The organism is Gemmiger formicilis (assembly GCF_900167555.1).
In the GTDB taxonomy this organism is placed as follows: Bacteria; Bacillota; Clostridia; order Oscillospirales; family Ruminococcaceae; genus Gemmiger; species Gemmiger formicilis.
Genome location: NZ_FUYF01000055.1, coordinates 1 through 3,770, shown reverse-complemented (window position 1 = coordinate 3,770; position 3,770 = coordinate 1). Strand labels below are relative to the sequence as shown.

Below are 3,770 nucleotides of genomic sequence, written 5' to 3'. Positions count from 1 at the left end.
TCTTCGTCAGAAAAATCAAATTTCAGCGTGTCCTGATCGTAGCTGGATTTACGGTAGACATCCAGAATGCTGGCGGTATCGTAACTGCCATCGGCATTTTTGGTGAACTGGTCAGCCTTGCTCAGCAGCGATACACGGTACACCTTGAACCCGGCACCGCCCAGCTTGATGGCGGGCGAGGGCTGCCCGGTGGTGGACACCAGCTTTTGCAGGCTGAACCCGGATTTCAGCACTTCATCCTGCGTCTGGTCTTCGGTGCGGACAACGTAAGTGGATTCATCTGCATAAGTAAGGGATTGATAGTGGTTGACTTCATCACAGAGATAGCCTTTTGCAAAGGAGAGGTAGTAGCCGTCATAGGTCTTGCTGCCGTCCAGGGCGCGGCTCTCGGCAACAGCAGAATACTGATTGCGGTAGACATAGTCGGTATATTCCGTACCGCTGCCGGCGAGGGCGGCATAGCTGCCGGTAGGCTCCAGCTTTTTATTGAGAAGCGGATACTTGCCGGAGAGGTAATACTGCCCGTTGGAATCCACCGGGATCACGATGCCGGTGGTGCGCTCCACAAGGTAGTAACGACCTAAGTAGAGATTGGAAAACGCCAGCTTGCCGTCCTTAATGGCGGTGGAGGCAACAAGATGGTCTTTTTTCAACACCGGGAGATAATCGGACTTCCAAGCGCCGTTGGTAAGCACGGTGGTGTGCCAAATGGGTGTGCCGCTGGCATCTGTGATTTTGGAGTAATCGACGATGCCGGAAACGCCGTCCGGGTGATAAATATCCTCGGCGGCGTACAGGTCATACACGGCGCCTTCGAGTGTTGAGTCGCCATTACTGCCTGCGGCCAGATACCGCGCGGCGTCCAAGTCTACTTTGGAGAGCGTAATGCTGCCGAGAGCGTGGTCGTTCTGCATGGTGACGGAATCAGCGCGCATGGTGTAGGACTTCTCATTGCTGGCAATTCCAGTAGGGTCAGTATTATAGACTTTGTTGCCGTTGCGGTCACCAAACGTAATGCTAACAATGCCCTCGCCGGTGTCGATGAGGGTGCCACCATTATCGGCTGTTCCAACGTCAGCGTTGTAATCAGCATTGCCCAATTGGATGGTCTTGCAGTCTAATGCCTTGGTGATTTCAAGGGCATAGGCGCGCTTGCCAAGAACAGAACCGGCTGTGCCGGGATTGGTTGAATTCGTCCAATCGCCATAGTAGCCGTTGGGAGCGCGTTTTTCAACGATAACAAATCGGCCCTCGTTGCGCTGGGTATAGAACAAATCATCCGAACCGCCCGCATAGTCGCTGTGGTTGATGACTTTGTAAGTGCCATCCGACTGGCGCTCAACCTTGTACCGGTTGTATCCGCCAAACGGGATATAGCACTGCCGAACGGTGTCCCACTCAAAAATCTTAAACTCAGCATCACCCTTGATGCGCTGCTTGGTTTCGCTGTCGATTTTGTCGACGCTGACTTTTACCGACCATTCATCGTTCTGCATTTTATAGTCGTTGGAACTGTTGGCAGGAACCGTAATGGTCTGGTGGCTGCCCAGCGCACCGGGCGTTGAATCAAAACCGTGCGGGATGGTGACCTCGTCATAGCTGAATTTCAGGCTATCGAAGTATCCGTGTACCGCCGACAGCGCTGCTTCGATTTCACCATTGACCTGACTTTCACAGGCGCTCTGCGCAGCAGATTGTGCCGCAGATGCCTGTGCGTCTGCATCCTGCTCACTGTTGGCCGTTACGCTGCCGCTTTGGGATGCCGACTTGCTGACGCTGTAATGCACCGTCCATGTAGCGGAGGCATCGCCGCCATTGAGATGGTAGCTGTTATCCTGCGTGTGGCCAGAAGTGGTTACCGACTGCTTGCCAGCCGGGGTAATCGTCCAACTGCCACCGTTGATATCGGAAGGGATGCCATCCAGAATCGGGGCGATGTCAATGCCTGCACCGTCAACTTTTTCGAGAGTCTCCAACTGAATTTTGTTTGTGTTGATGGTATACGAAAAATCCAGCGTTTCGGTGCGCTCATAGCTGGCGCTCCACGGTTTATCTATGGGCTGGCCTTCCGGAGTAAGTTCGGGGATCTCGTTATCTCCGCCCAGCGTGACCGGGGTATAATCCAGAATGACAAACCGCTGCCACGCAGCGTTGCTAGGAACGTACAGTGTTCCAATGTACACCGTTTCGGCGGTATCATCGGCATAGGTCGCCGCACCGTTCACGATTTCACCGGCAAGGCTGTCCGGAAACTGCTCTGCCTGCCACGCAAGGCGGTCAAGATAGGCGTTGTTGTCGGTGGCATCCTCGACCTCGCAAGCAGAAACCGCGGACGGTGCGCCGCTGTTGAAGCCCTGTGCCCACATGGTTGCCTGATCCGCTGTCCAGCCTTTACCAAAGAACGAGGCCAATACCCAGACACTGCCCGCCGAGAAATAATTTGCTACCGGCGGATACTTGTTGGCATAGGTTGCACCGGGTCCCCACGCCCATTTGCCGCTATCGGCACACAGGGCGGGCTGCCCGCCGAGATAGTTCATCCAGCCCACGCTGGTGTAAACGCATTGCGTGACCTGCAAACTTGCGTAAGCTGCAACACCTGCGTCTGCCGAGCAGGTGGCAGGTTGTGCCTCTTGTGCAAAACGATCCTGCAGGATGCCAGGGAACGGCGCAGAATCGTCGAGCGTGACATGGAGCGCTTTTGTCAGGCTCTTTTCCGAGTCTGTATAGGTCAGCGTAACGCTGAAATCCTCGGTAGCTTTGACATAGATGCCCGCCACCGATGCCGTGCCTTCGGAAAAATCATAATGGAGCTGCCGCTGGCGTTCTTCTTCGGTGGCGGCACACAGGTCGCCACTGGTGAAGCTGTATCCCAGCAGTTCTACATTGTCGGGCAATGTGATGTCCGCACTGCCGCCGTTGGCAGGATACAGCACCTGCATACTGATGGGGACGATGGCGTAGTCCTCACCGTCCATGCGGGGAAAAGAGGCTGTGGCGCTGTCGGTATTGAGCAATCCCTCATCAAGTGCGACTCGAATCGTGCTGTCGGCATCGTAGTCACGGTAATCCTCATCGCCCCAACCCTCGATGCTGATTTTTGTCTCACCGGTCAGCACCGGCAGACCGTTGGAGTCGAGGTAGTACCCGGTAGCCGTCTGCGGCAAGCTGGGATACATCCGAGATTGGATTTCTTCCACGGACAGCCCGCCGTCCGATGCCGCAGGCTGTTCTACTTGGTTGGTGGCTTCTGCGGCTGCGGCTTCTGCCGTTTCCGGCGTGGCAATCTCATCGGCCGAGGCGGCGGGAATCATCGTGCAGCACATAGCACCCGCCATAAGCGCCGCAGATAAGCGATGTTTGCGTTTATATTGCATTTGCATAGCTCCTTCGTATTATTTTTACATCAAATGCGAAAAATCACGATGCTACATCTACATCACCTCCGTCAATCAGCTTGGCAACGACCAACAGGCGGCTGTTGGGGTCTGCCGTGCAGGTGGAGAGCGTCAAGATATGGTCAGCGGTCGTCACGTCCACACCGTAGTCGAACGCACAGCCGGCAACAGCCTTGTCCAAAATCTGCTGAAATGCCGCATCGTCCGGGTCAGCCTGAATGCAGTCGGTATCGGCGTTTGAATCGCAGACCCACACACTGAAAATCTGATAGGTCAGCTTTTCATCTGCCAGCGAAACATAAATGTACGGGTTTTCCTGCCCGAACTCGAACACGCGGTATTTGTGCAGATCCTCAAACCCGCCGGTATAAT

The 3,770-nt window shown here is 55.0% G+C and carries 2 protein-coding genes; both read right to left on the bottom strand.

Annotated elements, in window-relative coordinates; genetic code table 11:
- A partial coding sequence (locus B5D32_RS14315) for a collagen binding domain-containing protein (RefSeq protein ID WP_143402806.1) occupies positions 1-3,377 on the bottom strand: 3,377 nt, incomplete at its 3' end.
- A gap of 43 nt (positions 3,378-3,420) precedes the next feature.
- Positions 3,421-3,770: class B sortase (locus B5D32_RS14310; RefSeq protein WP_143402805.1), on the bottom strand; the 350-nt coding region annotated here is incomplete at its 5' end.